The organism is Nonomuraea longicatena (assembly GCF_039525605.1).
Classification (GTDB): domain Bacteria; phylum Actinomycetota; class Actinomycetes; order Streptosporangiales; family Streptosporangiaceae; genus Nonomuraea; species Nonomuraea longicatena.
Window position 1 is genome coordinate 40,938 of record NZ_BAAAHQ010000004.1, and the last position, 22,802, is coordinate 63,739.

General features: G+C 71.0%; 25 protein-coding genes. 13 read left to right on the top strand and 12 right to left on the bottom strand.

Going from position 1 to position 22,802, the window contains the following annotated elements; translation table 11 throughout:
• Positions 1-13 precede the first annotated feature (13 nt).
• Positions 14-676: a hypothetical protein gene (locus ABD120_RS05430; RefSeq protein ID WP_343948577.1), complete on the top strand. Its 663-nt coding sequence runs from the start codon at positions 14-16 to the stop codon at positions 674-676.
• Entirely contained in the window at positions 677-1,297 is a 621-nt protein-coding gene (locus ABD120_RS05435; RefSeq protein WP_343948578.1) for a thymidylate synthase family protein, read from the top strand.
• Here the strand turns inward: ABD120_RS05435 and ABD120_RS05440 are convergent.
• Positions 1,277-1,984, bottom strand: a complete 708-nt coding sequence (locus ABD120_RS05440) for a class I SAM-dependent methyltransferase (RefSeq protein ID WP_343948579.1) — start codon at positions 1,982-1,984, stop codon at positions 1,277-1,279. The genes ABD120_RS05435 and ABD120_RS05440 overlap by 21 nt on opposite strands.
• Positions 1,985-2,109: 125 nt before the next feature.
• Here ABD120_RS05440 and ABD120_RS05445 point away from each other — a divergent pair, with 125 nt between their 5' ends.
• From ABD120_RS05445 to ABD120_RS05460, 4 genes are all read left to right on the top strand, one after another.
• Complete coding sequence (locus tag ABD120_RS05445; protein WP_343948580.1) at positions 2,110-3,489, top strand: LCP family protein; 1,380 nt, start codon at positions 2,110-2,112, stop codon at positions 3,487-3,489.
• Positions 3,490-3,795: 306 nt separating this feature from the next.
• Positions 3,796-4,731 carry an ATP-binding protein gene (locus tag ABD120_RS05450; RefSeq protein WP_343948581.1) on the top strand — a complete coding sequence of 312 codons (936 nt, stop codon included), beginning with the start codon at positions 3,796-3,798 and terminating at the stop codon, positions 4,729-4,731.
• 86 nt (positions 4,732-4,817) lie between these two features.
• Positions 4,818-5,204, top strand: a complete 387-nt coding sequence (locus tag ABD120_RS05455; RefSeq protein ID WP_343948582.1) for an SCO5389 family protein — start codon at positions 4,818-4,820, stop codon at positions 5,202-5,204.
• 301 nt (positions 5,205-5,505) lie between these two features.
• Positions 5,506-6,048 (top strand): MFS transporter, encoded by a 543-nt coding sequence (locus ABD120_RS05460; protein WP_343948583.1) that lies wholly within the window; start codon positions 5,506-5,508, stop codon positions 6,046-6,048.
• Between the two features lie 374 nt (positions 6,049-6,422).
• Here the strand turns inward: ABD120_RS05460 and ABD120_RS05465 are convergent, their stop codons facing one another.
• Together ABD120_RS05465 and ABD120_RS05470 are read right to left on the bottom strand one after the other, a co-directional pair.
• Entirely contained in the window at positions 6,423-7,577 is a 1,155-nt protein-coding gene (locus tag ABD120_RS05465) for a hypothetical protein (protein ID WP_343948584.1), read from the bottom strand.
• The gene (locus tag ABD120_RS05470) at positions 7,574-8,710 is read right to left on the bottom strand and encodes an MFS transporter (protein ID WP_343948585.1); all 1,137 of its coding nucleotides are present in this window, start codon (positions 8,708-8,710) and stop codon (positions 7,574-7,576) included. The genes ABD120_RS05465 and ABD120_RS05470 overlap by 4 nt, the downstream gene beginning before the upstream one ends.
• A gap of 35 nt (positions 8,711-8,745) precedes the next feature.
• Between ABD120_RS05470 and ABD120_RS05475 the strand changes: the two genes are divergently transcribed.
• Positions 8,746-9,306, top strand: a complete 561-nt coding sequence (locus ABD120_RS05475; RefSeq protein ID WP_343948586.1) for a sigma-70 family RNA polymerase sigma factor — start codon at positions 8,746-8,748, stop codon at positions 9,304-9,306.
• Positions 9,307-9,341: 35 nt separating this feature from the next.
• Here ABD120_RS05475 and ABD120_RS05480 read toward each other — a convergent pair whose 3' ends face one another.
• Positions 9,342-10,934 carry a class I adenylate-forming enzyme family protein gene (locus ABD120_RS05480; protein WP_343948587.1) on the bottom strand — a complete coding sequence of 531 codons (1,593 nt, stop codon included), beginning with the start codon at positions 10,932-10,934 and terminating at the stop codon, positions 9,342-9,344.
• Entirely contained in the window at positions 10,931-12,688 is a 1,758-nt protein-coding gene (locus ABD120_RS05485) for a CoA transferase (RefSeq protein ID WP_343948588.1), read from the bottom strand. The genes ABD120_RS05480 and ABD120_RS05485 overlap by 4 nt, the downstream gene beginning before the upstream one ends.
• A 109-nt stretch (positions 12,689-12,797) precedes the next feature.
• Here ABD120_RS05485 and ABD120_RS05490 point away from each other — a divergent pair, with 109 nt between their 5' ends.
• Positions 12,798-13,907 carry an acyl-CoA dehydrogenase family protein gene (locus ABD120_RS05490; RefSeq protein WP_343948589.1) on the top strand — a complete coding sequence of 370 codons (1,110 nt, stop codon included), beginning with the start codon at positions 12,798-12,800 and terminating at the stop codon, positions 13,905-13,907.
• On the opposite strand, the gene ABD120_RS05495 is transcribed toward ABD120_RS05490, so the two are convergent.
• Both ABD120_RS05495 and ABD120_RS05500 read right to left on the bottom strand, forming a co-directional pair.
• Entirely contained in the window at positions 13,900-14,862 is a 963-nt protein-coding gene (locus tag ABD120_RS05495; RefSeq protein ID WP_343948590.1) for an LLM class flavin-dependent oxidoreductase, read from the bottom strand. The genes ABD120_RS05490 and ABD120_RS05495 overlap by 8 nt on opposite strands.
• A gap of 10 nt (positions 14,863-14,872) precedes the next feature.
• Positions 14,873-15,541 carry a ribonuclease HII gene (locus ABD120_RS05500; RefSeq protein WP_343948591.1) on the bottom strand — a complete coding sequence of 223 codons (669 nt, stop codon included), beginning with the start codon at positions 15,539-15,541 and terminating at the stop codon, positions 14,873-14,875.
• 607 nt (positions 15,542-16,148) lie between these two features.
• Here ABD120_RS05500 and ABD120_RS05505 point away from each other — a divergent pair.
• Entirely contained in the window at positions 16,149-16,649 is a 501-nt protein-coding gene (locus tag ABD120_RS05505; protein ID WP_343948592.1) for a nuclear transport factor 2 family protein, read from the top strand.
• A 629-nt stretch (positions 16,650-17,278) separates the two neighbouring features.
• Here the strand turns inward: ABD120_RS05505 and ABD120_RS05510 are convergent.
• The 5 genes from ABD120_RS05510 to ABD120_RS05530 all read right to left on the bottom strand — a co-directional run bounded on the left by ABD120_RS05510 (position 17,279) and on the right by ABD120_RS05530 (position 20,206).
• A complete protein-coding gene (locus ABD120_RS05510) occupies positions 17,279-17,956 on the bottom strand; it encodes a pentapeptide repeat-containing protein (RefSeq protein ID WP_343948593.1) in 678 nt (225 codons plus the stop codon).
• Positions 17,957-18,029: 73 nt separating this feature from the next.
• A complete protein-coding gene (amcA, locus tag ABD120_RS05515) occupies positions 18,030-18,221 on the bottom strand; it encodes a multiple cyclophane-containing RiPP AmcA (RefSeq protein WP_343948594.1) in 192 nt (63 codons plus the stop codon).
• A 3-nt stretch (positions 18,222-18,224) separates the two neighbouring features.
• On the bottom strand, positions 18,225-18,515 hold the full coding sequence (locus tag ABD120_RS05520) for a radical SAM protein (RefSeq protein ID WP_343948595.1): 291 nt from the start codon (positions 18,513-18,515) through the stop codon (positions 18,225-18,227).
• A gap of 231 nt (positions 18,516-18,746) precedes the next feature.
• Positions 18,747-19,382 (bottom strand): hypothetical protein, encoded by a 636-nt coding sequence (locus ABD120_RS05525; protein WP_343948596.1) that lies wholly within the window; start codon positions 19,380-19,382, stop codon positions 18,747-18,749.
• A gap of 293 nt (positions 19,383-19,675) precedes the next feature.
• On the bottom strand, positions 19,676-20,206 hold the full coding sequence (locus tag ABD120_RS05530; protein ID WP_343948597.1) for an ATP-binding protein: 531 nt from the start codon (positions 20,204-20,206) through the stop codon (positions 19,676-19,678).
• 278 nt (positions 20,207-20,484) lie between these two features.
• Between ABD120_RS05530 and ABD120_RS05535 the strand changes: the two genes are divergently transcribed.
• The 4 genes from ABD120_RS05535 (at position 20,485) to ABD120_RS05550 (ending at position 22,773) form a co-directional block, all read left to right on the top strand.
• Positions 20,485-20,940 (top strand): hypothetical protein, encoded by a 456-nt coding sequence (locus tag ABD120_RS05535; protein WP_343948598.1) that lies wholly within the window; start codon positions 20,485-20,487, stop codon positions 20,938-20,940.
• A gap of 331 nt (positions 20,941-21,271) precedes the next feature.
• Complete coding sequence (locus ABD120_RS05540; RefSeq protein ID WP_343948599.1) at positions 21,272-21,583, top strand: GntR family transcriptional regulator; 312 nt, start codon at positions 21,272-21,274, stop codon at positions 21,581-21,583.
• A gap of 160 nt (positions 21,584-21,743) precedes the next feature.
• Positions 21,744-22,586, top strand: coding sequence for a helix-turn-helix domain-containing protein (locus ABD120_RS05545; protein ID WP_343948895.1), 843 nt, complete (start codon positions 21,744-21,746; stop codon positions 22,584-22,586).
• A complete protein-coding gene (locus ABD120_RS05550; protein WP_343948600.1) occupies positions 22,573-22,773 on the top strand; it encodes a DUF397 domain-containing protein in 201 nt (66 codons plus the stop codon). The genes ABD120_RS05545 and ABD120_RS05550 overlap by 14 nt, the downstream gene beginning before the upstream one ends.
• Positions 22,774-22,802 lie beyond the last annotated feature (29 nt).

Consider the following 22,802-nt stretch of genomic DNA (forward strand, 5'->3'; position numbering starts at 1 on the left):
CAGGAGCACGCTCATGCGGAAACCTCCCCCCGTAACGGGGCCGCTCGAAGCGACCCAGTTTCTCCAGCTTGCCGCAGTGGACTTCAGCGGCATCTACCAGGTCCACCTCGCCGCCAAAGAGGAACGCCTCAAGATGACCAGGCTCGCGATGAGCCTGCTGTCGGTGCCGTTCCTCGCGACGATCGCCCTGACCAGCGCCAAGGTCGTCCATCCCCAGCAGCTGACGACCTGGCAGAGTGCCCCGCCGTACCTGTTCGCGCTGGTCGCGGCCTTCGGCCTGCTCGGCGTCCTGCCGTACCTGCGGCTCATCGAGGCCGTGAACGCGCACGCCAGAACCGCCAGGGCCATCAACAACTTCCGCCTGCTGTACGCCGCCCGCCTCAAGGACGAACTCGACTGGTCCCCGAACCTGCCGGTCGATCCGCGCTTCCCCGAGACCTACGCGCCACTCGCCTGGCCGGGCGTCAACGTCATGATGATGTCGGTGGTCAACTCGACCTACCTGACCGTCGGCGTCACCGGGCTGGCCAGGCAGTACCCCAACCTGGCCCTGCTGCTCACCAGTGTGCTGCTCGTGTCGCTGGTGCACTACGCCGTCTACTACGTCCGCTGCAACGTGACCAGGCGGCGGCGGCTCCCCCACAACCCCTTCGACTTCCCGAACCTGGAGACCTGAATGGACGACAGCCCATCCCTGTGGGCGTCATGTGGGGAGGCCTGGCTGGGCCTGATGCGGCACGTGTGGTCGTCCGGCACCCCCGCCGACGACGACAGGGGGCCGGTGATCGAGGCCCCGCCGGTGCTCGTGGAGATCGCGGCGCTCACCGCCGACGACCCCATCATCGAGAGGTACGGCGACGCCGCCAAGCTGGCCCTGTACACCAGGAAGTTCACCGAGGACGTGGTCGTGGCGCCGTTCAAGTACAGCTACGGCGCCCGCATCAGCGGGCAGTTGCAGTGGGCGGCCGACCTGCTGACGGCCCGGCCGTACAGCAAGAGCGCGTGGATCTCGCTGACCGGACCGGGCGAGCAGTACGACTGCGTGCCGTGCCTGACGAGCCTGGCCTTCCGCATCCGGGAACGTTCCCTGCACATGACGGCGGCCTTCCGTTCGCAGAACGCCTACACCTGCTACCTGAACTACCTGCCGCTCGCGGACGTGCAGGCCCGGATGGCGGGCGGTCTCGGGCTCTCGCGCGGGCCGATGCGGGTCTTCGTGGACGTCCCCCACCTGTACCTCGCCGACCTCGAACCGGCGCTGCGCATCATGCGGCCCTCACCGCACCGGCTGCGCTGAGCGCTTGTACGCCTCGACCATCCAGGTGGCCGACCACGGTCCCCCGTACCAGTAGCGCCAGCCGAGGTCGCGGCGGCGCACGTCGGCGGCGCCGAGCCCGCGCAGCACGGACTCGTAGTCCACGCTGTGCCTGACGTCGGCGATCAGCAGCCGCCCGCCCAACTTCGCCACCCGGTACGCCTCGCGGACGGCCTGCGCCCGGCACTCGGCCGAGCCGAGTTCGCGCAGCGCCTGGCTGGAGACGACCACGTCGAAGACCTCGTCGTCGAAGGGCAGTTCGCGCAGGTCGGCGGAGACGAACCCGCTTCGGTCCGCGACGCCTTCGGCGGCGGCGTTGGCGGGGGCAGCGGCGGCGGACGCCACCCCGACCACCCGACCGTCCGGCAGCCGCAGGGCGGCCCGGGTGAGGACGACGCCGTTGCCCGAGCCCAGGTCGAGCACGTGCTCGCCGCCCTGGAGGTCGAGTTCGTCGGCCCAGACCCGGAAGCGGCCCCGGCGGGTCGTGTAGGCGTAGCTGATCGCGCTGGCCAGGGTGTAGACGCCGACGAGGAGGAAGGAAACGGCTGCGGGCAGCGCCCCGGCGGCGAAGGAGACACCGGTGAGGGTCAGCAGCACGACGGCTCCGACGATGAGCCCGGCGAAGGCGCCCAGAGCATCGAATCCGTAATTTCCGCGTCTGTTACTCACCCTTTCGTTTCTACCGCACACCGCCCTTGCCGGGAATTGACCCGACACCATCCAATCTTGGTCCCAATAATCCTCAAACCGTTACTAATCTGAGATGATCTGGCTTGATTGGGGGTTGACCGGGGATGGCAGCCGCAGACCGTGAGTTCAGCCCGGCGTCCAGCATCGCGCTGACCGTCGGCTCGGCGCTGCTCTGGGGGGTGGCGCACCTGGCCACCGGCCGGCGGCGCATCGGCCTGACGCTGCTGGGCTCGTACGCGCTGCTCGTCGCCACGATCCTCAGCATGGTCACCCTGGTCGGCAGCGACCTGCTCACCCTGGCCGTCCAGCCGGGGTGGCTCACGGCGCTCACGTTCATGCTGCTCGCCATCGCCGCCGCCTGGACGGTGGTGATCGTGTGGTCCTACGTCCTCGTCCGGCCCGACTCCAGCCACCCCGGCCGCCGGATCGCCACGATCGTCGCGGCCGTGTTGTGCGGGCTCGTCGTGGTCCCCACGGTGTACGCCGCCCGCCTGGCCTCCGTCTCGCGCGACGTGGTCACCAGCCTGTTCACGCCGTCGTCCGCGCCGATCATCGCCGACGACCCGTGGAACGGCCGCCCGCGGGTCAACTTCCTGCTCGTCGGCGCCGACTCGGCCCCCAGCAGGCCCGGGGTGCGGACCGACAGCATGACCGTCGCCAGCGTGGACGTCGCCACCGGCGCCACCACCCTGCTCGGGCTGCCGCGCAACCTGCAGAACGTGCCGATGCCGCCCGGCCCGGCGCGTCAGCGCTTCCCGTCGGGGTTCACCGGCGAACCGCCGTACACGCCGGGTCTGCTCAACGAGGTCTTCCAGTACGCCGAGGACTACCCGGAGGTCGTGCCCGGCGTCCGCAAGGGGTATCGCGGGCCCACCCTGCTCAAGGAGACGGTCGGCGGCATTCTCGGCATCCGCATCCACCACTACGCGATGGTGGACATGGCGGGATTCGCGCAGATCATCGATGCGATGGGCGGCGTCCGCATCACCATCAAGGACCCGATCGTGTACGGGAAGTACCGCGAGGGGCTGCTGCCGTCCGGCACGCGCAAGCTCTCCGGCGAACAAGCCCTCTGGTACGGTCGCTCCCGCACCGACAGCGACGACTACGTGCGCATGGGCCGCCAGAAGTGCCTGCTCAACGCGGTCGCCAAGCAGGCCGATCCGATGACCGTACTGAACAGCTTCGAGAGCCTGGCCAACGCCACCAAGCGGGCGATCTCCACCGATCTCCCGCAGAACCTGCTCCCGGCCATGGTGGAACTCGCGCAGAAGATCAAGGACACCCGGATCCGCAGCCTCAACTTCGTACCGCCGCTGATCAGCACCGCCTATCCGGACTACGAGTTCATCAAGCGGAAGGTCGAGCAGACGCTGGCCGACCGTCCGGTCAACAAGACCGCCACCGCTCCCGGCAGCAGGCCGCAGAGCACGCCGCAGCAGAGCCCGGAACGGCCGCTCACCCTCGACGAGGCGTGCGCCTAGCTCCTGGCTTCCAGCTCCTGACGAGGACGTGCACGGGTTCGCCGACGCGGTCGGCTGTGTGCAGCGGTATCCACACGCGGCCGGGTGAGGCCGGCACGCGGCGACGAGGTCGCCCTCGCCGTGGACGAATGGCAGCTTTGGTCTGCCGGAGGTCGATCTCGACGCGGTCGGCGGCGCCGAAGCGAGGGCAGCCGTCCCCCATTCTCGCGAAGCCGGTGTCGCGGAACAGTCCCCATGCCCTCACGCTCTGTGGCATGATGGCGATGCAAACGGAAACGGTTTTCATCGTCACCAGGGAGCTCGAACGTGCGAGTAGCCTTCGTCGGAAAGGGCGGCAGTGGCAAGACCACGATGTCCGCGCTGTTCTCCCGCTATCTGAGCGCACAGGGCAGCCCCGTCACCGCCGTCGACGCCGACATCAACCAGCACCTCGCCCTGATCTTCGGCCTCGACGCACAACCCGAGCCGCTCGGCGCCCACCTCGACGAGCTCAAGGACTGGCTGCGCGGCGACAACCCGCGCATCCCCTCCGCCGCCGCCATGGTCAAGACCACGCCGCCCGGCCGGGGCTCCCGGCTGCTGACCTACGACGACCTGCCGTACTCCGTGCCCACCCCCGACGGCCCCCTCCTCATGGCCACCGGCCCGTTCACCGACGACGACCTCGGCGTCGCCTGCTACCACTCCAAGGTCGGCGCCGTCGAACTCCTGCTCAACCACCTCGTCGACGGCCCCGGCGAGTACGTCGTCGTCGACATGACCGCCGGGGCCGACTCCTTCGCCTCCGGGCTGTTCACCCGCTTCGACCTGACCGTCCTCGTCGCCGAGCCCACCAGGCAGGGCGTCAGCGTCTACCAGCAGTACCGCGAGTACGCCGCCAGCTACGAGGTGCCCATCGTCGTCCTCGGCAACAAGGTGCACGACCAGGCCGACGTCGACTTCCTGCACGAGCACGTCGGCGACGACCTCGCCGCCTGGATGGAGCACTCGGCCGCCGTCCGCGCCCTCGAACAGGGCCGCGTCTTCACCCTCGCCGACCTCGAACCCCACAACAACGACGCCCTCGCCCTCCTGCGCAAGCATCTCGACGCGCAGACCAAGGACTGGGCCAGGTTCGGCAGGCAGACGGCCGAGTTCCACCTGCGCAACGCGCACGCGTGGGCCAACGAGCGCACCGGGCTCGACCTCGCCGTACAGATCGACCCCGCCTTCGAGTACGGCCCCGCGTCCCTGCGCGAGTAGACGACTGTCCCCCTCAAGCCATCTGGAGCCTTTCCCGCGACGCACCTAGCGTCAGAGAGATCCCGTCACAACAGTGAGGAGACAGCATGTCGCTGACCGTTCCCAACGATCTGCTCGACCAGGCCCGCGCCGGAGACGTGGACGACGCGGCGTTCATCGCCTGCGTCCGCGACTCCCTGCCGTACGCCTGGTCGGTGATCAGCGAGCTGGTCCAGCAGCGTGATCAGAGCGGAGCCGACTTCGCCGACAACCAGGTGCCGCCGCCCGACGAGCAGGCCCGGGGACAGCTCCTGCGCTGCCTGGCCAGCGACTCGATGCGGGGGGCGCTGGAGCGGCACTTCGGGGTCCGCCTGGCGTTCCAGAACTGTCATCGGGTGGCGGTCTTCCACCCCTCGGCGGAACAGGCACGCGCGGAGTTCGTCACGCCCCGCGCCCAACTCCTCAACCAGAGCCCCGCCCTGGTCGACTGCTGACCCACCCCTCCCGTGGCCCGAGCCCTGCTCGGGCCACACCCATGCCCGGAGCCGGCCGCGTTCACGGCCCTTTCCGTCGTCACACCCGCCTTCGTCGTTACGGCAGAGCGGAGTTACCCGCCACCCACCGCGTTTGGCTGACGGCCTCCAGGAACACGCTCCTCCTTGCGACGCCACCCACCGCGACGACTCCGCACCTCCGGCATTTCACCAGCGCCCTGGTTTCACCGGCTGACGGCTCGCGTCCGGGCGATCAGGGTAGGGGTTCTCACGCGTGGGTCGCCCTGTCAGGATGGTGATCGTGCCCCCGGTTTTCCGCCTGATCCGCGCAGCCGCGTTCGCCGCGGTCTGTGTGCTGGTCTCGGCCGGTGGTCACCTGTTCGCCGGTGGTGGGGCCATCTCGCCGATCGCGCTGGGTCTCGGGTTCGGTGTTCCGTACGTGCTCGCGTTGGTGGTCAACGGGCGTGAGCGGTCGCGGGAGAGTGTGCTTGTCGCGACCTCGGTCGTGCAACTCGTGCTGCATCAGGTGTTCGCGCGGGTGGCGCCCGTCGCCGAGCTGGACACGGGGCACGGTCATCTCAACGTCGGCATGACGATGGTCCACCTGACGGTGGCGCTGCTGAGCGGGTGGTGGCTGCACCAGGGCGAGCAGGCGGTGTGGACCGCGTTGCGCCTTTGGGGTGTGGCGCCGCTGCTGCTGTTGTTCGCGGCGCCGGTTCCGGTCGAGGCCGGGGTCGGGCTGTGGCGGGCCGTACCGTGTGATCGGGTCGGTGTGTGGCGTTCGCCGGTGTTCACGCGAGCGCTGCGCCGCCGGGGGCCGCCTGGGTTCGTTCGCGCCGTCTGACGTTTCCGCGTCCGGCGCGCTGAGGTCCGCTCGCACGGACCGTTCCGGTCATGGGCATGCGGCGTCGTCTGGCAGCGGCCGCCCTGACTGGGGCCGTGCAGTGTCGCCTCGCACCGGCCGCCCCAGTGGGGCCGTGCAGTGTCGTCTGGCACCGGCCGTCCTGACCGGAGCCGTACGGCGGCAGGCCGCATGCCCTGGCCTGGAAGCGGGCGTGCGGCGGTAGCTCGCACTGACCGCCCCGGATGGGGGCGTGCGGTGTCTCCTTGTACCCGGCCGCGCCAAGCGCTGTCCGGAAATATCACCATGGAGTGTTCCGTGTTCCTTTCCCCCTGCGCGGGGGTGGGTCGCGCCGACGCGCTGCTGATGGAGCGTTCTCAGCAGGCGAAGGGCGTGATCGCACCGGTGATCATCGCCAGTCCCAGAGCCAGGAAGAAGTCGCCCCACACCAGTTCGTGGCGGGTGGCGACGCCACGGTGACGGTCATAGCAGCCGTCGAGCAGGCGTCCCTCTCGGACGTGGTCGGCGACCAGATCGCGCAACATCCGCTCAGCCCGGCCCCGCAGGTGCCCGTGGTCGCCGACGTGACCGGCGCGGTTCGCGCGGCCCATGCGGGCGTCGTGGTCGGGGCGCGCGGCGAGGTCGGCCAGCTTCAGCATGGCGACCGCCTCGATCGCGACGGCGGAGGTGTCGCCCCCTGTCGGCGTCGCGCCGAGCCCCTCCAGAATCCTGCGAACGCCCGGCAGCGAGAGCGGGTCCATGAGAACGGCGTCAGCGTGCTGAGCGCCGGCGGAAGCGTGGGAGGCGACCTGATCGTCAGGGTCGACGCGGGCACCGCAGGCCGCGCCGGTGCAGGCGGTGTCGGCTTGGGCTTGGGCGTGACAGGCATCGGCGAGGGCCAAGGCGAGCCACGGCACTGTACGGCTCCAGCCCGCCGGCGGGTCGGGGTGGGACAGCCAGTCGCCGTCGGGCACGGCCCGCCAGGCGGGGATCGGCGGTGCGCCACGCGTCACGAGGTCCACGTGCCGGTCGAGGTGGTGGCGCATCACCCGCAGCCCTTCCGGGCCCGCGCCGCCGAGCAAGGGCACCAGCCCCGGCAGGCTGTCCACGCGGGCGAGTTCGCGCGGCCCTCCGAACGCCGCCCCCCAGGGGATCACGCCGAGGTCCGGGTCGTAGGCGGCCAGCAACGCGTCGGCGGCGGCGGCACGCAGATCGCCCAGGTCGGTGAAGGCCGTGCCGTACCAGAAGATCAGGCCCCTGGTGGCGGTGTCGGCGCCGGTCCAGGGGGCGAGCGCGGACGCACGGCGGCGGGCGGCGGTGCGGGCGGCGGTGCGGGCGGCGGGGTCGGTGCCGAGGGTGGCGCGCAGGTTCAGCAGGCCGGCCCAGAAGCCGCCCGCCCATGAGCCGCGTCCCGTGGTCGTCCACTCGCCGGTCTCCGGGTCGGCGAACAGCGGCCAGCGCGTACCCACCGCCGCCTCCGTCGCCGCCACCCGATCGAGCATCGCGGCCAGCGTTCGTTCCGCCCAGGTCATGGCCGCCGCCGCAGGGGCAGCGCGACCACGGCCGCGAGGGCGAACTCGACCGCCACGAGCAGCCAGGCCGAGCCGTACCCGGTCAGCTCGATCAGGGCGCCGAACAGCGGCGGGCCGGCCGCGAACCCGGCGAAGAAGCCGGCGGAGACCAGGGCGGAGTCGCGTCCGGACCCGCCCCTGCCGATCACCACGACCATCGTGACGGCGTTGGCGGCGACCGCGAAGGCACCGAGGGCGGCCGCTCCCGTCCAGACCGCCCAAGCTGCCCCCGGCGCCCAGGCGGCCGTACCGACCAGCAGCGCGGCCACGCACGCGCCGGCCGCCAGCAGCGTGAGGTAGGCGGCGGCCCTGCCGGACCGGTCGGCCCGCCGCGACCAGCCGATCCGTCCGGCGATCCCCGCCACGCCGAGGACGGCGACCAGCCAGGCCGCCGTCACGGGCGCCAGGTCCAGTTGCTGGGCCCCGAACAGCGCCAGGTAGGTGTTGACCGCGGCGATCCCGCAGCCGAGCAGGAAGGAGTATCCCGCCAGCCTGCCGATCCGCCCGGACGGCGGCCCGGCCCGACCGGGGTTCCCGGGCACGGGGTCGGCGGGCAGGCTCCGCGCCGCCCAGACCGCGACGGCCACCGCGATCCCCGCGGTGGTCCACATGACGCCTCGCCAGCCCAGCCACCCGGCCAGCGCGGCGAGCGGGAGCCCGGCGGCGAAGGTCCCCAGTTGCACGCCGGACTGCTTCCAGCCGGTGACGGCGCCCCGGTCAACCGGCTCCACCGACGTCACGATGATCTTGTTGGTGGCCGGGTTGGCCAGCGCCTGCGGCACTCCGCCGAGCGCGAGGGCCGCCAGCAGCATCGGCGTGCCGGCCGCCGCGCCGATCAGCGTCAGCGCGAGCGCGACCAGCAGCGACAACGCCACGATGCTGCGCCGGGCACCGAGGCGCTCCACCCAGGGACCGGCCCCCACCGACAGCAGCGCGGCGACGCCGAACCCCGCCGTACTCGTCCACCCGAGCACCGCACGCGGCACGTCCGCCTGGGTCACGAGCAGCGGGCCCAACGCGCCCACCAGGAAGATCTGGGCCATCGAGATCGCCATGACCGCTGTGAGCAGGGCCGTGACCGACCTGTTCGGCATTCCTTCTTCTCCTTCTTTCTCCGGAAAGGATCACGATGAGGACCGATCCCAGCGACGACGTACTGACCGAACTGGCGGTGAACGCGCGGGACGGCTCGCCCGCCGACCTCGAAGCCTTCGTCCTGGCCGCCTATCCGTGCGTGCGGCGCTTCGTCTCCTACCTGACCGATCCGCAGTCGGCCGACGACCTCGCGCAGGAGACGTTCCTGCGGGTCGTCGGCAGCCTGCGCACGTTCGCGGCCCGGTCCTGCGCGCGCAGTTGGCTGCTGTCCATCGCACGCCGGGTCGTGGTCGACCGGTTCAGGTACGCGGCGGCCCGGCCGGCCTTCGCCGACCTGCCCGACTGGCAGTCCGTCGTCGAACGGCGCCGCCTGGCTGGCACGCCCAGCCCGGAGGACGAGGTGGTGCTGACCGACCTGCTGGCACACCTGCCGGGCGAGCGCCGCGTGGCCTTCGTGCTCACGCAGCTCATCGGGCTGCCGTACACCGAGGCGGCCGAGGTGCTCGGCTGCCCGGTCGGCACCATCCGCTCCCGTGTCGCGCGGGCGCGGCTCCAACTCGCTGACTCCGTCCTGGCGGCCGACGGGGCCGCCTGACGGCGGGGCCGGAGGCCGTCCTCCGGCCCTGCCGCTCATCTCGATCGCGCGATCAGCTCGCGCAGCGCGTCTCTGTCCGGTTTGCCCGCCGGGGTCAGCGGCACCCGCTCGATCAGGAGCAGGTGTTCGGGGTGCTTGGTCCGGTCGAGCCCCTGCACGGTCAGGTGGTCCGTGAGGCCGCCGAGAGTGAGGCTCCGGCCGCCGCGCGGCACCACGCAGGCCGCCAGGCGTTCGCCCATCAGCGTATCCGGCACGCCCAGGCACACCGCCTCCCGGACGTCGGGATGCGCGGCCACCGCCCGCTCGACCTCGGCCAGGCTGATGTTGGCACCGCCTCTGATGACGACCTGTTTGAGCCTGCCCACCAGGCGCAGGCGTCCCGCCTCGTCGATGGTCCCCAGGTCGCCGGTGCGCACCCAGCCCTCCGCCGTGCGGTAGCGGCGGTTCAGTTCCGGCGCGCCCACGTAGCACATCGGGGTCATCGGGCCGCGCGCGATGATCTCCCCGAACTCCTCGTCCGGTACGGCGGCGATGCGGATCTCGGCCACCCGAGGATCCGGCGGACCCACCAGGACACCGGGTCCCCCGTCCGCGCCGGGCAGATGGCCGAGTCCGCCGTGGCAGTTCACGCCGTCGGCCGAGCCGTACAGGTTGACCACGGGGCAGCCGAACACCGCGCGGGCCTCGGCGGCGGTGGCCGCGTCGAGTTCGGCGCCGCCGAGCACGAGCGCGGTCATCGGCGGCGGCGCCGCCGTCCCCGCCTGGTCGAGCATCATCCGGATCATCGTCGGTACGGCCAGCACGTGCGTGGGCCGATGCTCGCGGATCGCGGCCAGCGCCGCCTGCGGCGTGAAGCGGTCGAGCAGGATCAGGGAGCCGCCGTGCCTGGCCACGGTGACCGCCGTGCCGTTGCTTCCGAACGCCGAGCCCAGCGGCACCAGGAACAGGCAGCGTGGCGGGCGGCCGTCCGGGATCAGCGTCGCCAGGAAGTTGCCCCGTCCCCCGGCCAGGGCGTTGTGCGAGTAGGCGATCATCTTGGGCTCGGTCTCGGAGCCGGACGAGACCAGGATGCGGGCGGCCGCGTCGGGGTCGGGCCGGGCGGGCACGAAGGCCGCCGGTGAGGCCGACAGCAGTCGCTCCCAGGACTCGCTGCCCGGCGGCGGTTCGTGCCCGGCCGCGATCACCGTGCGCAGCGTGGGCAGCCGAGCGGCCACGGCCAGAAGGTCACGGGCATGGCCGGCGGCCACGACCGCCCGCGCTCCGGAACGGCCCAGCAGGGACCTGGCCTCCCCGGGGCCCCTGCCCACCGGGAAGGGCAGCGCGACGGCGCCGAGCGCGGCCAGCGCCAGCTCGGCGGTGACCGCGTCCCTGCCGTTGGGCAACTGGACGCCCACCACGTCTCCTTCGCGGACGCCGAGTTCCCGCATCCCGGCCGCGACGGCGCGGACCCGCAGGTCGAGTTCGGCGTAGGTGAGCGTCCCTGCGGGGTCCACGACGGCGGGCCGGTCGGGAGCGGCGACGCGGCGTGCCCGGAAGAGTGAGTAGAGGTCGAGGTCGGGGCAGGTCCCGTCGGCGGCCCACGCTCTGCGGAGGGTGGCGGGGACCAGGTCGATCAGGTGGGCGCTCACGCGAACCTCCAGGGGGCGGGGACGACGACGGCGCCGTGCGCGTCACGGCTGAGCGCGGCGGCGAAGCGGGGGTCGGCGGGAAGGGCGTCCAGGCCGGTGGTCACGGCGGTCGCCCGCAGGCCGTGGCGTCGCAGCAGGGCGACGGCTTCCGCCGTACTCGCTTCGCGGGGGAGTTCCGGAGCGGCGGCGGCGTGGTCGTCGGCGAGCGCGACCCACCCGTCGGCGGTGGGGGACGGCCGCCGGAACCCCTCCGGGGCACGGGGGTCGAGTCCGGCCGCAGCCCGGCGCAGCGCGGGCGCGGTCAGCACCTCGGCGGCGCCGAGCAGCGAGGAGTCCACGCGCACGCCGGTTCCGGTCCGCTCACGCAACAGCAACCCGGCCAGTACGGTCTCCGCACCGAGCAGCCCGCCCAGCACGTCCAGCAGCGTCATCAGCGACGGCGCCGCCGGTTCGCCGCGCGGCCGGACGGCCTCGCCCGTGCCGGTGCGGGTCTGGACCATGAAGTCGGTGCCGAGGGGCACGTCGGCGAGCCGTCCCGCCCAGCCGCTGGTGTAGGCGTAGACCAGGCCGGGATTGACCGCCGCCAGGTCGCGGTCGTCGAGTCCGAGGCGTTCGGCCGTGCCCGGCGCCCAGTTGTGCACGAACACCTGGGCGTCCGCCGCCAGGTCGCGCAGTTCGTCCCGGCCTGCGGCGGTCTTGATGTCTATCTCCACGGCCCGTTTGCCCCGGTTGAGGGCCAGCCAGCGGGCCGACAGCCCGCCGCAGGCGGGGGGCATGCCGCGCAGGGGGTCGCCGCCGGGCGGCTCGATCCTGATCACGTCCGCGCCGAGCAGCCCGAGGAGGTGGGCGGTCAGCGGGGCCTGGATGCGGCGCCCGGCCTCCAGGACGGTGAAGCCCGCCAGCGGGCGGGAGATCTCGGATGCGCGGATGGGCGCCGGGTCGGCGGGCTTGCCGGGTGAGAGCAGCCAGGGTGTTTCGGGGGCGGGTTCCGACAGCCGGTCGGCCAGGGAGGTGAGCCGGCACACCGAGGCGCCGGATTCGCGGGCCGCCCGCCGTACCGCCGGCCAGGTGGCGTGGCGGGCGTGCAGGTCGGCGGGCAGCGGCGAGCAGGCGGTGGCGTAGCGGAACTGGAACGCGCGCCAGGCCGCGCCCGCGACCCGCTCCGGGACGCCGAGGCCGCGCCAGAACGCCACCCACACCGCCGGGTCGAGGGTCTCGACCTCGAAGAGCACCCCGTCCGAGGAGGTGAACGGCGGGCCGCCCGGCGCGATCGGCACCGCCTCGGCGTCGTCCGCGGTGGCCGCCGCGAGGTACTGGCTGACGGTGAGCAGGCCCGCGAGGTCCACACCGGTCCGCACCTCGGCCGGGTCGGCGCCGAGGGTTCTGGCGAGCGTGGCCGCGAGCAGCCCTTGGACGGTGAGCAGCGCGCAGGCCGTGGACAGGTAGTCGGCGGCGAGGCCGCGCGGTTCGCCGTCGCGCCGCCCGTGGACGTGCATGACCCCGGTGGCGGCCTGTGCGGTGGCCTCGTCGCCGACGTCCTCCGCCGGGGCCGCCCGCGCCCAGGCGATCTCGGCGTGCAGGTTCTCACCGAGGGTGATGCGGCCCGGGCCGGGCCCGGTGGTGGCTTCGGCGCGGTGGCAGCCGAGCAGTTCGAGATGCCGGGCGGCCAGGCCGACCAGGGCGGGCGGGCCTGCCGTGCGCAGGCTGACGCCGTCGAGCGGACGTGCCGTACTGACTGTTGCGGGATGGGTCATTGGCTCTCCTCTCGTGGGGCGGGAACCCGGTGGCGCGTCCGCGCGACCTGTTCCACAGCAGCCAGTCGGAGCAAAAGATCCACAAGTTCCCGATATTTCCGGAGAAAAGATGATTGATAGTGAGCTGTGGGGGGCGCCGGAGTGCCCGCCCGGGGTACGCCACCTGCGGGATCGGGTGGCCGGGTTCGTCGCGGACCAGGTCGTGCCGCACGAGGCCGAACTCGACGCGGGCGGCCCGCAGGCCCGCGCGCTCTTCCACCGGCTCAGGCAGCGGGCCCTGGCCGAAGGGCTCTGGGGTCTGCCGCTCCCCCGGTCTCTCGGCGGCACCGGGCTGGCACTGGCCGACTACGCGCACGTGGCGGAGGCCGAGGGCGCCAGCGACCACGGCCCGGCCGTACTCGGGTCGACGGCGCTGCTCGACGTGAACGTCCTCGACGCCGACCAGGTGCGCGGGCGGACGACCTTATGCAATGCCATGACAGAACCGGACACGCCGGGCTCGGACCCCGCCCTCGTCGCCACCCGCGCCCACCTCGCACCCGACGGCTCCTGGACGCTCCACGGCCGCAAGTGGTTCGTCAGCGGGGCCGACCGGGCCGACCTCGCGCTCGTGCTCGCCCGCGCCCCCGCAGGACCGTCGGCGTACCTCGTGCCCACGAGCGCGCCGGGCTTCCGGCTCGTGCGCGAACTGCACGTCCTGGGGGCGGGCGGCCAGTGGGAGATCGCACTCGAAGCCGCACCCGGCCGGCTCGTCGGCGAGGAGGGCAAGGGCCTGCGGGTGGTCGGCGAGCGCGTACGGCTCGGCCGCCTCTTACGCTGCCTGCGCTGGCTCGGCCAGGCGCGACGCGCCTTCCAGCTCATGCGGCGGCGAGCCCGGGAACGGACCCTGTCGACGGGACGGCTGGCCGATCACCAGCTCGTCCAGCGGCTCGTGTTCGACGCGCTGCTCGCCGTCAGGACCACCCGCCCGCTGGTCTTCCAGGCCGCCGACCTGCTGGCGGCCGGGCGGGACGCCCGCGTCGAGACCGCGCTGGCCAAGGTGTCGGCCGCCCGGATGCTGCAGCAGGTCTCCGACGCGGCCGTCCAGGTGTACGGCGCCGCCGGGCTGGGCCCGGACACCCCGCTGCCGGCGCTCTTCCGCTCGGGACGAACCGCCCGCCTGCTCGACGGGCCGGACGAACTGCACATCACCACCGTGGCGCGCAGAGTGCTCACCTGAGCAGCGGGAGGACGTCCCGGCCCAGGCGGCGGACGGTGGGCACGGTCGCGGCGGGGCCGGCGGCCTCGACCATGAGGATCAGGTGGTCGAGGCCCGTCGTCCTGGCGGTGCGGAGCATGGTCTCCGCGCAGTGCGCCGGGTCGCCGACGGGGTGGACGCGGGTCAGGAAGTCGGTGTACTCGCGGGCGTCGCGGATCTGGCGCGGGCGACCGTCCACCGGCACGTACCCTGCCAGACCGGGCTCCAGCCAGCGCGGCATCCACTCCTTGACCTCGCGGACCGCCTGCTCGGTCGAGTCGGCCACGTGGGCGACCACCGCCGCCACGTGCCCGCCGCCGTCACCGTAGGCGCGGAGCATGCGGGCCTTCTCCTCGTCGCCGACGTGCATGCCGAGCAGCATCGGCAGGCCGCGTTCCGCCGCGAGTGCCGCCGTGCCGTCCGAAGTGCAGGCGACCACGGGGCGCAGCCGGGCGGACGGCACCATGTCGACCTCGCGGAACCGGAAGAACTCGCCGTCGGCCGCCACCCGGTCCTTCGACAGGGCCGCGCACAGCAGGTCGAGGGATTCGGGGAAGCCCCGCTCGAAGCGGTCGAGGCCGGTGCCGAGGACCTCCAACTCGGCCCAGGGGCCCCCTCGGCCCACGCCCAGGCGGAAGCGTCCGCCGGACAGGTGGTGGAGCATGGCGGCCTGCTCGGCGAGCGCGATCGGGTGCTGGGTGGACAGGACGCTGACGGCCGTGCCCACGGTGATGCGCCGGGTGCGGCCCAGGGCGACGGCGGCGAGCGTGGCCGCCGACGGGCACACGCCGTACGGCATGAAGTGGTGTTCGGCGATCCAGGCGTCGTCGAACCCGGCCTCCTCGGCGGCGACGACGGCCTCCACGGTGTCGGACAGCACCCGGCCCGGCTCGGTGCCCGGGTAGCCGGCCGCGATCAGGAACACCCCGACCCTCATCGTGCCCCCTTCAGCCGAACAGCGTGGCCTGGCCCTCGATGGCGAGCGGGTCGCGGTGGCGTTTCAGGTGCCGCCATCGCGGGAGGTCGTCCAGGTACGACCACGAGAGGCGGTGGTGCGCGGTGGGGCCGAGGCGGGCGAGCGCGTCCTGGTGCTGGGGGGAGGGGTAACCGGCGTTCTCCGCGAAACCGTACTCGTCGCACCCGAGTTCTCCCATCTGCGCGTCCCTGCGGACCTTGGCCAGGACGGACGCCGCCGCCACGGACACGCTGGCCGAATCGCCTCTGACCTCCAGCCGCACCCGCCACGGCGGGCCGATGTAGTCGTGGGAGCCGTCGAGGATGACGGCATCGGGGCGCACGGGCAGCGCTTCGAGCGCCCGGCGGGCGGCGCGGTGCAGCGCCTCGGTCATGCCGAGCTCATCGACCTCGGTATGGGACGCTTCGCCGAAGGCGTATCCGGCGGCCCAGTCCCGGATCTCCTGGACGAGCGCCTCGCGCCGCTTGGCGGTCAGGCGTTTGGAGTCGGTCAGGCCGGTGGGCGGCTCGGACAGATCGCTGACGACCGCGCACACGGTCACGGGCCCCGCCCATGCCCCGCGCCCGACCTCGTCCACGCCGGCGACGGTGCGCACGCTGGGCAGACTGAGCAACAACTCTTCGATCGCATAACCCGCCACCCCCCGACGCTATCCCCCCGCTCCCGGTTCGCACACACCCTTCTCCCGTTACGGCAAAGCCCCCGCCACCCACCACCCGCCGCCTTGGGCTGACGGCCTCCAGGAACACGCTCCTCTTTCCTGCGACATCCCACCGCGACGACTCCGCCCTTACCCCCCGCTCCGGGCAACACACGAGCCTCAAAGGCGTGGTCTTCCGTAAGGGGCGCGCTTCGCGCGAAGGGCTCCAGGCAGCGCCCACCCAGGGGGAAGATCCCCCCGGACCCCCACCCCAAAAGCGAGGTCCTCGCGCTACCGCGCTCGGGCTCCCCTCATCGGGGCTTTCACCCCGAACCCCGAGCAGGGCCTCCCGGCCCCTGCACCCCGAGCCTTAACCGATTCGGGAAGTCAACAACGCTGGCCTCGTCGGCACCCTGGATCGCCGTTGCGCCGTCAGGTCACCGGAGCCGCAGTGCCGACAGTTCCTGAACTTCTCGTTTAACCTCTCGCTCGCCGGCTGTGATCAGCATCCTTCGTGGTGCGAGGAGTCCTGTGGAGCCCAGGTGAGTTTGAGCGAGAGGTCCGATTCACGCCAGCGGGAATCCGGGACACTAGAGATGCTGGGGTCATGAGCACAGTAAAGACGTCAGAGACCCAGGTCGGCGGGGAGCAGCCAGGCCGACAGCGAGCTGACGATGCGTGGACGGTCATGGAGAGGTTCTACGCGGCCGAGGCCGCGTACGTGGCCACGGGCGGTTTCGGTAAGGCCAGCTACGAACCCGTTGCTGCTTTGCTGGACCCGGAGGTGGTGCTCTACCAGGCTCCAGGACTGCCGTTCACCGGAACCGGGGTCTGGCGTGGGCATGAGGAGATGGAGCGATTTCTGGCCGTTTTCAGTGAGGTCTGGGAGGCGATGGAGTTCCTGGAACAACAACATTGGGGGGACACCAACACCGTCATCGTACGGAATCGGGTCCGCTTCCGGGCCCGCGCCACCGGCAAGCAGGTCGACACCTTGATCATGCAACTGATCACCGTGCGGGATGGACGCATGCTGGAATGCCGCCCGTTCTATTGGGATCCCCAAGCCATCGCTGAGGCTTGTCGGCTCGACGGCGATGACACGTGACCACGGACAGGCGAACCATCGGGGTTCGCCCCTGAGCCTGTCGCCTGATCTCCACATTCACCGCATTCACCGGCTCAGGTGTCGAATCACGCCCTCCCGGCTCGAAGAACAAGCCCGTCCCGCGCTACGACGTCGGCCGCATCCTGGCCACCGGCGAGGCCTACAAACGCCCAGCTCATCATCGCAAAGGCACCAAACCACGGCGCACGACCTGAGCTCTGTCGCACAACGCAACGCCCGACTCGCCACGAATGCACCGAACGCGAAGATTGGAACTTGAACGAGAAGCTGAAGGATTGGGCCTGTCTCTGGACTTTGAGCCGGTCAGTGGCGGCCAGCGACCGTCGAGCGGGTCGAGGGCGGCCGCAGCGTCCGCACGCTCCTGTAACCCGTCGGCAGGGAGTGCTGGCAGCGTCCAGTTGACCAGTTCCACCAAGGTTCCGGGTGGCGTTGACGCGTTCGGGCGTAGACGCTCGGCCTCCTCGTGGGTGATGGGGCGCCATCCTCCGAGCGGGACCGCTGCCTCCGGATTGTCGTAGTCGGGGCTGTCACCGGCCTGGCCCACGTCGCAGACCTCGACGCGTGGCCGGAGAAGCGCCCGGACAGCAGCTTGAGGCCCATGGTCGCTGTCAGCTCTGGTCGAGGTCGTCGCCGAAGGTGAGCTCCAGTTCGTCGGCCAGCGCCTGGGCGAGTTGGCGGGTCTGGGCCCGGTCGATGATGACCCCGCCGAGCCAGGACAGGCCGCGCAGCCCGGACAGGTCGTTGCCGCGCAGGTCCAGACCGCGATACTTGCCGCCGTCGAACTCGGTCAGCGCGAGATCGCAGTCGTCGATGGCCACGTCCGCGCCGAGGTAGGCGGCTGCGAACGTGGCCTCGCGCAGGGAGCAGGAGACGAAGACGACCGGCCCGACTGCGCGCACGCGGGTGAACGTGGCGAGGTCGAACTTGCACCGCTCGAAGACGACGTCCTCGAAGGTCGTGTCCTCCCAGACGGAGCCGAGCAGTTTGCAGTCCGTGAAGGTGACGCGGGACAGCTTGCCATCGGTGAAGCGGAGGTTGGGCAGGTCGCAGCCGGTGAACTCCACCGAGTTCAGCCGCAGTCCGTCCAGCCGGGTTCGCTGGGTGGTCACGTCGGCGATGCGACCGTCCATGAGCTGGCTTCTGGACAGGGACAGCTCCCGCAGGCGGGCCCCGGAATAGGAGAAGTCACGTGGCTCGCCCTCCAGCGAGTCGACCTCGTCCAGGTCGCCGTCGTCGAGGTCCGGGAGGGTGACGCGAGTCCGGCGTACGGTGCGCGTGGTCTGCATGTGGTCAGCCTTTCAGTGGTGTCGCCGACGTGGACGCGCCTGCGGGAGTCGGCGCGCCCACGACCTTCTGCCGCTACTTCTTGGACCAGTTGTCCCAGGTCGGCCTGTTGTCGAACGGGCTCGGGCTCTTCTTGGACCAGTTGTCCCACGTCGGCTTGTTGTCGAACTTGGCGTGGGCCGACGGGGCGAGGCCGGGGTGGTGCAGGCGGATCAGGTCTTGAACCGTCTTCGAGTCGGTGGTGGTCAGGAACTCCAGGACAGGCATGGGCTACTCCTTCGCTGAGGTGGTGGACAGGGCGGTGACAAGGGCCTGGCGGGTGAGACGGCAGTAGACGGTCTCGGTGCCGGCGAGGCTGCCGTTCTCGAAGTAGCGGTTGGCGGCCTGGGCGCCTCGGCAGAAGTCCCAGAACTCGCACTCGGCCCGGCAGCGGGACAGGCCGGTCATGAACTCGCGCACGTAGCGCAGCCGGTGCGCCTGATCCAACATGTTGGTGATCGTCTGGTGGTGGACGTTGCCCGCGACGAAGTCCCCGTAGGCGGGATCGGCGGTGTCGGCCAACTCCGGTGACAGAGGTCCTCGCGCTGTCGCCCCGAACCCCGAGCAGGGCCTCCCGGCCCCTGCACCCCGAGCCTTGACCGATTCGGGAAGTCAACGACTCCGGCCTCGTCGGCACCCTGGATCGCCGTTGCGCCGTCAGGTCACCGGAGCCGCATTGCCGACAGTTCCTGAAGGATTGGGCCTGTCTCTGGACTTTGAGCCGGTCAGTGATCTCGGCCCTGGCGGAAGCGCTCATATCGCGTCTCCGGACATGATCTGGTCCCACAGTTCGTCCACCCACCGGTTGGCCGACTCGGGACTGACGTGGACCACAAGGCCGTCACCGGTTCGCTCGATACGGCGGATCCAGTGTCGCCCGCCGATGGCGAGCTCCTCGTACTCCACCGGCCGGCAGCGGCAACTCAACCGCACAACCCGGGGCTGCCGCCCGAACCGAAGTACCCACATGTTGCCCTCGAACTGCCACTCCACCCGATACGGTCGCGCCGAGACCGGAGCCGGGCAGTACTCCTCACCACATCCCCGCCCCCTGAAAGGCTCCGGCCCGCTCAGACGCTGAGCGGGCACCATCGGCAGGCCGGTCACGAGGTCGCTCCGGGAGCGCGAAGGCAGGGCGAGATCGCCGACAGGCGGTGCGGAGTCGTTCTTGGCCTGGTCGACGGGTGATTCGCGGGAGCCGGGCCGCCGCTCCGTGATCAGGGGCTCGACGGCCACCTGGTCGGTCTCGCGGTGCTCCTCGTCATCGCGCGGGCAGTCAGGTTGGCGGGCGCCATCGGGACTCGTCGGGCCCGACCGCGCTTCCCGCCGCTCTCGCGGCGGGGGGACCTGGTGAAGCCGCAGGGCTTCGTCGCCGCCGCCGTCACTCATCGGTCTGCCTCCCTCGGCTCACCGGTGCACCATCCTCTTGTCGGTAGTTGAGAGACCGCTGATGCACCCGAGGTGCCGCCGGGCCACCGCCCTGCTCGCCCGACCCCGAGGCCCAGAACGAGTTCTGCGGGGTCCGGCGGTTCTTCGGAGCGTGCCGATGCATGTCCATGTGAACCTCATCCATGTGAACCTCATTCGTGGGTGGGTGGCCCGCCGCCGTACCTCGACGCGGGCCACCCTGCTGGGTCGGCCCGCCCCTCGCCTCAATAGGGAACGGGCCGACGTCTCGGGAGTCAGGCAGGCCACCGGAACGGGCTGCTGAACGAAGGGGCATTGAGGTCACCCCGGAAGGGGCCGCCGCCGAAGCCGGGAACACCCCACAGACGGAGACCCAGAGACGGCCTCGCGGCGGGTGCGAGGTCGGGAGGGCCACGAAACTCGAACCAGACCGCCTTGCCCCCACGCTCGGGCAGCAAATGGGCGCCCCAGCCGACGGCCACGGCCGCCACGATGGCCAAGCCACGACCACCCTCACCCCCGACGTCGGCCTCGACCGGAACGGGAAGATCCGGCGAACGATCGATGACCCGCCCGACGGCGAAACCCGACACCACCCGCATCCGCAACTCGACCGGCGGAAGACCGTGAACGACCGCGTTCGTCACGAGCTCGGAGACCACGAGCATCGCGTTCTCGACCAGTTCCTCCGGCCAACCACGCTCGCGCAGCACGTCGCGGACCGCGCGACGTGCCGTCCCCACGGCCTCGGGCGTGTGAGGCAACGCCAGGGTGAGGACACTCGGTCGCCGTTCGGTGGTGGCCATCACCCGGAGACCTCTCCCGCGACTGCGGTCTGTTCCCGCTGGTGCCATCCGACCGGCTCAGGCCGATTCGGCGGAAAGATCCGCCCCCGATGAGGGCGCTGCCGGGGCGGCATGTGTGGTGTGTGGGCGTGGGCCGCCGACCCCGAGGCCCGCGCCAAGGCACCCGATCGGTCGGCCCACGGCCGCCGCAGGACCGGCCGACGGCGACCGCCAGGCCGTAGCGGTGACACGGCAATCCGATCGACGTCGTCGCGGCTCGGAGTCGGCGACTCGGCAGGGTGAGGCGTCGGGCGCCGCACGGCAGCCACCTCGACATCCGGGATCGTGGCGGCCGGTGCGGCGGCCTGGCCGTCGAGCGGCTTCGCCTCGACCTGTACCGCATCCACGTCGTCGGCAGCCTGCTCGGGCGCGGGCGCGCACACGTGCTCGCGGCGGAACACAGCCGCCGACATCCGCCGCCGGTGCAGACCGAGCGCCGTATACAGGCGGAGCCGCTCGGCCATCAGCACGGCCGACGGCACCTCGTACTCGTGGGCGCCCACGCTGGAGCAGCCGTGGGCGTAGGGCGGGTGCCCGCATACGGCGCACCCCATCGCCAGCGGCGGATCCTCGCGCGTGAAGCACGGCTCACGGACGACCGGCCCGGCGGACACCTGGCGGCGCCGCGCGGGGCGAGCGGCGACATCGGCTGTCAGGACGGTCACTGCGCCACCCCCGCCAGCTTGTCACCGTAGAGGGGGGTCCACGCGAGAGTTTCGGGGATCGCGTGGTCGAGCCCAGACATCAGTGTGGTCGTGCGGCGCGGGCACAGGTCCGACGAGGTGAAACCCTTGGCCAGCCACTGCAGGCAGGTGGACCCGGTGCGACCGAGGGCTTGTGACAGGGCGTTCCGGGGAGATTGTCGGGAGTTGTGGGCCGGGGGGATAGTGTTGCTCACGGTTCAGGACTCGCTTCCTGATCAAGGGCCTGTCCGGACGTCGCAAGCGCCGGGCAGGCCCGTTTTAGATCTTGCTTCCCTGTGGTTAACAGCTGAGAAGTGAAGACGTCTTTACTTCTCAGCTATCCATGGCTGCTGACAGCGGGTATCTCAAGGTCATTGCAGATGTCTACGGTGATCTTGTGACGATCGAATGGCGCTCTAACCAGCCAAAATGGGTGCAGATTGCAAGTGTGATCAAGGATCGCATTCGCAGCGGCATCTACGCGGTCGATGAGCCGATTGCCAGCGAACATGTGATTGTGCAGGAGTTCGGCGTCTCCCGGCCGACAGCCCGAAAGGTCCTTGTGCGCCTTCGCGAGGAGGGCGTCGTCTACCCGGTCCGAGGGCTGGGCACCTTCGCGCGATCTCCCGACCAATGGGCATCGACCGAGAACTGAGGCCCGAATCAGTCGTGTGGCCGCCACACAGGTGCCCCACTGTCATGATTCCCTCACTCTCAGTCGTCTCGCGTTCATCATGCGCGTGCCGACGGCACGTTTGCAAGACGTCGGCACAGAGATTTTTCGCGCCGCGCACGGCACACTGGTGCCCATGCCTATGAAGTCCCCCACTGTCCGGCACCGCCGCTTGGGTCGTGAGCTGCGCCGACTCCGGGAAGAGGCTGATCTCACCACCAACGAGGCGGCACACAGGCTCGGATGGTCCCTCAGTAAAGTCCACCGTGTAGAGGGTGGGCGGATCATGGTCTCCGAGACGGACTTGATTCACGCCTGCGACCTGTTCGGCGCCGACAGCTACACCAAGGGCGGGCTGATCCAGCTGGCCCGCGATGCTAACCGTCGTGGATGGTGGACCGCCTACTCGGATGTGTTCACCGGTGGCTATGTCGCACTTGAAGCAGAGGCCACAGCCATCCACAAGTGGGAGCCGCTCCTCATACCGGGCCTGCTCCAAAGCGAGGACTACGCCCGAGAGGTTATTCGCGCCCGGCATCCAAACCTGGGCGCGGGCGAGTTGGAGCGGCGCGTAGACGCCCGGATGCTCCGCAAGATCAATGTTGTCGGGCCGAACGCCCCAGCGCTGCACGCCCTGATCGATGAGGCGGCCCTACGTCGCCTCGTGGGCTCGCCTGACATCATGGATCGCCAGCTCGGCGACCTCCTTCAGGCTATGACCTGGACCCATATCACGGTGCAGATCCTGCCGCTCAGCGCGGGAGCGCATCCAGGGATGGAAGGAGCCTTCTCGGTTTTGAACTTCGACCCGGAAGACCCGGCCGTCGGTTACGTTGAAAGTCCGGCAGGCGAGGTGTACGTCGAAGCAGCCGACCAGGTGCGGAGCCTTACCCTGTTGTTCGAGCGCCTCGCTGGCGCATGCCTGTCCCCCGAGAAGTCCGCAGTGCTCATCGCTGCGGTGAGGAGTAACGATGATCTCCCCTGACCTGTCCGGCGCGGAGTTCCGCAAGTCCAGCTTCAGCGGTGGCAACAACGACTGCGTAGAGGTGGCCACGAACCTGCCGGGTGTCGTCGCCGTCCGCGACAGCAAGGACCGAGGCGGTCCCGTGCTGACCTTCACCCCGGGCGAGTGGAGAGCCTTCCTGTCGGACGTCCGCAACGGGAATCTCTAACACATCGGTCCAGCACGACGAGACAAGCT

Coding starts and splice junctions, on each gene's coding strand:
- ABD120_RS05545 (WP_343948895.1), top strand. CDS start 21,744: ATGAAGTCCCCCACTGTCCGGCACCGCCGCTTGGGTCGTGAGCTGCGC.
- ABD120_RS05475 (WP_343948586.1), top strand. CDS start 8,746: ATGAGGACCGATCCCAGCGACGACGTACTGACCGAACTGGCGGTGAAC.
- ABD120_RS05495 (WP_343948590.1), bottom strand. CDS start 14,862: ATGAGGGTCGGGGTGTTCCTGATCGCGGCCGGCTACCCGGGCACCGAG.
- ABD120_RS05445 (WP_343948580.1), top strand. CDS start 2,110: ATGGCAGCCGCAGACCGTGAGTTCAGCCCGGCGTCCAGCATCGCGCTG.
- ABD120_RS05525 (WP_343948596.1), bottom strand. CDS start 19,382: ATGAGTGACGGCGGCGGCGACGAAGCCCTGCGGCTTCACCAGGTCCCC.
- ABD120_RS05470 (WP_343948585.1), bottom strand. CDS start 8,710: ATGCCGAACAGGTCGGTCACGGCCCTGCTCACAGCGGTCATGGCGATC.
- ABD120_RS05540 (WP_343948599.1), top strand. CDS start 21,272: ATGGCTGCTGACAGCGGGTATCTCAAGGTCATTGCAGATGTCTACGGT.
- ABD120_RS05510 (WP_343948593.1), bottom strand. CDS start 17,956: ATGCAGACCACGCGCACCGTACGCCGGACTCGCGTCACCCTCCCGGAC.
- ABD120_RS05505 (WP_343948592.1), top strand. CDS start 16,149: ATGAGCACAGTAAAGACGTCAGAGACCCAGGTCGGCGGGGAGCAGCCA.
- ABD120_RS05485 (WP_343948588.1), bottom strand. CDS start 12,688: ATGACCCATCCCGCAACAGTCAGTACGGCACGTCCGCTCGACGGCGTC.
- ABD120_RS05435 (WP_343948578.1), top strand. CDS start 677: ATGGACGACAGCCCATCCCTGTGGGCGTCATGTGGGGAGGCCTGGCTG.
- ABD120_RS05490 (WP_343948589.1), top strand. CDS start 12,798: ATGATTGATAGTGAGCTGTGGGGGGCGCCGGAGTGCCCGCCCGGGGTA.
- ABD120_RS05465 (WP_343948584.1), bottom strand. CDS start 7,577: ATGACCTGGGCGGAACGAACGCTGGCCGCGATGCTCGATCGGGTGGCG.
- ABD120_RS05455 (WP_343948582.1), top strand. CDS start 4,818: ATGTCGCTGACCGTTCCCAACGATCTGCTCGACCAGGCCCGCGCCGGA.
- ABD120_RS05530 (WP_343948597.1), bottom strand. CDS start 20,206: ATGGCCACCACCGAACGGCGACCGAGTGTCCTCACCCTGGCGTTGCCT.
- ABD120_RS05550 (WP_343948600.1), top strand. CDS start 22,573: ATGATCTCCCCTGACCTGTCCGGCGCGGAGTTCCGCAAGTCCAGCTTC.
- ABD120_RS05430 (WP_343948577.1), top strand. CDS start 14: ATGCGGAAACCTCCCCCCGTAACGGGGCCGCTCGAAGCGACCCAGTTT.
- amcA (WP_343948594.1), bottom strand. CDS start 18,221: ATGCCTGTCCTGGAGTTCCTGACCACCACCGACTCGAAGACGGTTCAA.